Genomic DNA, 4,308 nt, shown 5'->3' on the forward strand with positions numbered 1-4,308 from the left:
GCCGATGATCGAAAGCAAGAGAAGCAAGACGCTGCACAGCGCAATGCGATCGAAGGAAAGTTCGGCGAAGGCAAACGCAAGTTGGGTTTGGGCCGAATTTGCTCCCGCGGTGCTCATACAAGTTTAACTGTCATCGCTATCCAGTTTCTGGTTATGAACCTGGAACGGCGACTGCGGGTTCTTTTTTTCTCTTTTTTCAGATTCATTGCGTTCCGTCCGATTTTTTGCATGAAAACCGCAAAGAAAATCACGGTCTAGGCTCATGCGTTGGGAGCAGCTTAAATTGATCTTGTTCAGCAAGCCCTATTTAATGAACATCCAGTGGGGCGTCCAGCCGGTGACGATGATCGGCTGCTTGGCCGAGTAAGCCTTGTCGAGCGCCGCGGTCATGGCGGTCCCGGAACCTTCCACGAGCGTCCAGCCGTCCAGCCCGTAATCCCGGATCGCCTTCGCTGCCGCCTTCATCAAGCCGGAGCCCGGGTCGATGCCGATGATTTGGAAGTTGACCTGCCGGCCGATCTCGTTGCCGCCCGCCGAGCGGTTGATCAGCGACTGGGCGGCGCCCGCCGCGATGAGAAGGACGACGAGCCCCGCCGCGATCCAGATCCCCGCCCGCAGGCTTCCTTTGCGGGAACGGCGCTTTCCGCCGACCGACTTCTGCGACAGCCGGTCGAGCAGGATGGCGAGAATGACGACGGCCAGTCCGGCTTCGAAGCCCTGGCCCGTATTGAGCTGCGTGACGGCCCGGTAGACGTCCGCGCCGATGCCCTGCGCGCCGATCATGGAGGAGATGACGACCATCGACAACGACAGCATGATCGTCTGGTTGATTCCCGCCATAATGTTGGGCAGCGCCAGAGGCAGCTGAACCTGCATCAGCTTCTGGCCCGACGTCGAACCGAACGAATCGGCGGCTTCGATGAGATCGTCCGGCACCTGCTGAATGCCGAGGTGGGTCAGGCGAATGGTGGGCGGAATCGCGAAAATGACCGAAGCGATGACGCCGGGCACGACGCCGAGACCGAAGAAGGTGACGGCCGGGATCAGGTAGACGAACGCGGGCATCGTCTGCATGAAGTCGAGCAGCGGCGTCAGCACGTTGCGCACCGTCCGGTTGGCGGCGCACCAGATGCCGAGCGGGATGCCGACGACGATGGAGATGAGCGAAGCGGTCAGCACGAGGGCCGTCGATTCCATCGTCGCGTCCCAGTAGCCGAGATTCCAGATCAGCAGAAGGCTGATAAGGGCGAACAGGGCGAGCGTCCACCGGCCGAGACGGTAAGCGAGAGCGGCCAAGGCGACGATGAGGAGCCAGGGAGGCGGCAAATGAAGCAGGGCGGAGAAGGCGGACACCGTTCTGCCGATCACCGCGGACAGAGCCCGGAACAGCCAGCCCAGATTCATTCCCAGCCAATCGACGATCGACTCCACCCAGCGGTCGAGCGGAAGCTTGGGCATCACCGGTCCCCCTCCACGTTGATGTGATCGGCGCTGCCGGCGAGCGCGGCCAGCACTGCGCCCCGGACGATAATGCCGAGCAGCTTGCCGTTATCGTCCGTTACCGCAACCGGAATCGGCGTGCGGCCCACGATCTTGAACAATTCCTTCAAAAGCATGTCGGGGCGGACGACCGGCACGTCCCGGATGACGATATCGAGCAGGGAGCGGCCGTCCAGGACCGCGTTCGACGCGTCCTCCGCCGTAATGGCGCCGATGAGCTTGCGGGATTTGTCCACGACGTACAGGTTGGAGATGCCGCTTGCCCGCATGAGCTCCAGCGCCACGCGCGGTCCGCGGTCGGGGGAGATCATCTCGGGACGGCGCATGACGTGCGCGGCCGTGAGCACCTTGGACAGGTCGACGTCCTCGACGAAGCGTGCGACATAGCGGTTGGCCGGATTGATGAGAATTTCCTCCGGCGTTCCGATCTGCACGATGGAGCCGTCGCGGAGCAGCGCGATTTTGTCCCCGATGCGCAGCGCCTCGTCAAGATCGTGGGTGATGAAAATGATCGTTTTTTTCATTTTCTGCTGCAGATCGAGCAACTCGTCCTGCATATCTTTGCGAATGAGCGGGTCGAGGGCGCTGAACGCCTCGTCCATCAGCAGGATGTCGGGTTCGTTCGCCAGCGCGCGGGCGATGCCCACCCGCTGCTGCATGCCGCCGCTGAGCTGATCGGGATAGCTGCTCTCCCAGCCTTTCAATCCGACGAGCTCGAGGCTCTCCATCGCCTTGGCATGCCGCCGTTCGCTTGGAACGCCTTTGACCCGCAGACCGAACTCGACGTTCTCCACCAGCGTCTTGTGCGGGAACAACGCGAATTTCTGAAATACCATCGCCATCTTGTTCCGCCTGAACTCTCTTAGCTGCTGCGGGGTCAGTTTGACGACGTTCCGGCCTCCGCACCAGATTTCCCCGTCCGTCGGTTCGATCAACCGGTTGAGCAGCCGGATCAAGGTGGATTTGCCGCTGCCCGACAGCCCCATGATGACGAAAATTTCGCCTTCCTCGATTTCGAAGCTGACGCGGTTGACCCCGACCGTATGCTTGGTGTCCTCGTATATTTTTTTCTTGCTTTGCCCTTTGGACAGCAGTTCGAGCGCCCGCCCGGGCTCCGAACCGAAAATTTTCGTCAGATTCTTCACGGCCAGTATCGGCTTGCGAGCGTACCTCCACAGTTCTTTCCTTTCCGCTTAGGATAAGCAAGAGCAGGCATCGTCATCCATCATCGGATTTGACACGTTTAACGGCCAGTCTTTATAATTTGTGGGAAAAAGGAAACGGCCGCAACATCGGCGAGCGACTGCGGAAAGGGATGGACGACATCATGCTCAGCAAAGCGGAACGCATCAAGCGAACGAAAGCGCCGGAGCCTCCGGCCGAATGGGGGGATCGGGTGCCCCCGGGTCAAGTGCTTACGGATCGGTTCCCGATTTTGCACGAAGGAGAAGTTCCCCGATACGATATGAAGCAGTGGAATTTGCGGGTGTTCGGGGAAGTGGAGGAAGAGCGGACGTTTACCTACGACGATCTGCTGGCGCTGCCGCGGACGCGGATCGATTGCGACATCCATTGCGTCACCCGTTGGTCGAAGCTGGACACCTCGTGGGAGGGCGTCAGGTTCCGGGATTTGTTCCGGCTGCTCAAGGTCAAGCCGGACGCCAAATACGTCATGGTGCACGCCGATCCGGATTACGAGACGAACGTGCCGCTCGAGGATTTGATGGGCGATCATGTGCTGCTCGCTTTCAACTATAACGACGCGCCGCTGACGGACAAGCACGGCTGGCCGCTGCGGCTGCTCGTGCCGCATTTGTATTTCTGGAAAAGCGCCAAGTGGCTCCGGGGCTTCGAATTTATGAAGGAGGACCGGCCGGGGTATTGGGAGCAGCGAGGCTTCCATATCTACGGCGATCCGTTCAAGGAGATGCGGTTCTCCGGAGAGGATCTGAACATTCCCGAGGACGAGTGGCATCACAAGGATTACGATTGACAACATGACCTCCCGCTTGATCGGGCTGGCGAAGCGGGAAGGCATTCCGCATGCGGTCGATATTTACCCGCATTACGGCTCCGACGCCTTCGCCGCGCTGCGGGGAGGGAGCAACATCCGGGCCGCTCTGGTCGGCCCGGGCGTGCACGCCTCGCACGGCATGGAGCGCACGCACGCCGATGCCGTTGCCGGAACCTGAAACAAGGCGAATAAATCCATTAGTTTTGCATAAACAAAATCAGGAGTTGTCAAGCTGTTTTTTCACAAGCCAAACGTCTTCGGCGGGGCTTCATGGAGCAGGACCGAGCATGACCGAGCAGGACTCCGAACGCTAACGGACACAGGGGCCGTTGTTGGCCCCAAAATCGCGTTTTTGACGTTCTAACGGACCCTCGTTCCGCTATTTGTCGGATTTTCCTCGTTGAAGGCACGGTTTGAAGCGAATAACGGATCCTGTGTCCGTTCCGTTGCTAAAATAAGCTTCCAAGCGAGAAATAACGCATCCTAGGTCCGTAAGAGTCAAAGCAATTCCTGATGGAATCTCGGAGTACCCATGCGAAAAGGGACTTTGGATGGGATAAGCATCCCCTGAAGGATCCTGGACAAGGATCTGAAGATTCTTATGCAAAGCTGGCGGAATAAACCGGCTTGCAGAGCGCTGCGTTCTCCGGAAGCCGGAGCAGCAGGAGCAACGATTGGACAAGACCGCAAAAATTGCGGTCAGGCTGTTTAGAAAAGCCCTATTTTAGCTTTTCTACTCGACAGAATTATGGATGGAGCGGATAGTTCGAGGTTCATCCTCGTCTAGAAATAAC

The 4,308-nt window shown here is 58.9% G+C and carries 3 protein-coding genes and 2 pseudogenes; 3 read left to right on the forward strand and 2 right to left on the reverse strand.

Going from position 1 to position 4,308, the window contains the following annotated elements; genetic code table 11:
• A partial coding sequence (locus G485_RS27110) for a transposase (RefSeq protein ID WP_027093439.1) occupies window positions 1-258 on the forward strand: 258 nt, incomplete at its 5' end.
• Window positions 259-306: 48 nt separating this feature from the next.
• On the opposite strand, the pseudogene G485_RS27115 reads toward G485_RS27110, so the two are convergent.
• Window positions 307-1,461 (reverse strand): annotated as a pseudogene (locus G485_RS27115) (ABC transporter permease); the annotation flags it as partial.
• The gene (locus tag G485_RS0117140; protein ID WP_027093518.1) at window positions 1,458-2,654 is read right to left on the reverse strand and encodes a quaternary amine ABC transporter ATP-binding protein; all 1,197 of its coding nucleotides are present in this window, start codon (window positions 2,652-2,654) and stop codon (window positions 1,458-1,460) included. The gene G485_RS0117140 and the pseudogene G485_RS27115, both read right to left, overlap by 4 nt.
• A gap of 173 nt (window positions 2,655-2,827) precedes the next feature.
• Between G485_RS0117140 and G485_RS0117145 the strand changes: the two genes are divergently transcribed.
• Both G485_RS0117145 and G485_RS0117150 read left to right on the forward strand, forming a co-directional pair.
• Window positions 2,828-3,493 carry a sulfite oxidase-like oxidoreductase gene (locus G485_RS0117145; protein ID WP_027093519.1) on the forward strand — a complete coding sequence of 222 codons (666 nt, stop codon included), beginning with the start codon at window positions 2,828-2,830 and terminating at the stop codon, window positions 3,491-3,493.
• A 4-nt stretch (window positions 3,494-3,497) separates the two neighbouring features.
• A pseudogene (locus G485_RS0117150) lies at window positions 3,498-3,692 on the forward strand (M42 family metallopeptidase); the annotation flags it as partial.
• Window positions 3,693-4,308 lie beyond the last annotated feature (616 nt).

Origin of the sequence: Cohnella thermotolerans DSM 17683 (assembly GCF_000429825.1) — a bacterium.
Taxonomy (GTDB): domain Bacteria; phylum Bacillota; class Bacilli; order Paenibacillales; family Paenibacillaceae; genus Cohnella; species Cohnella thermotolerans.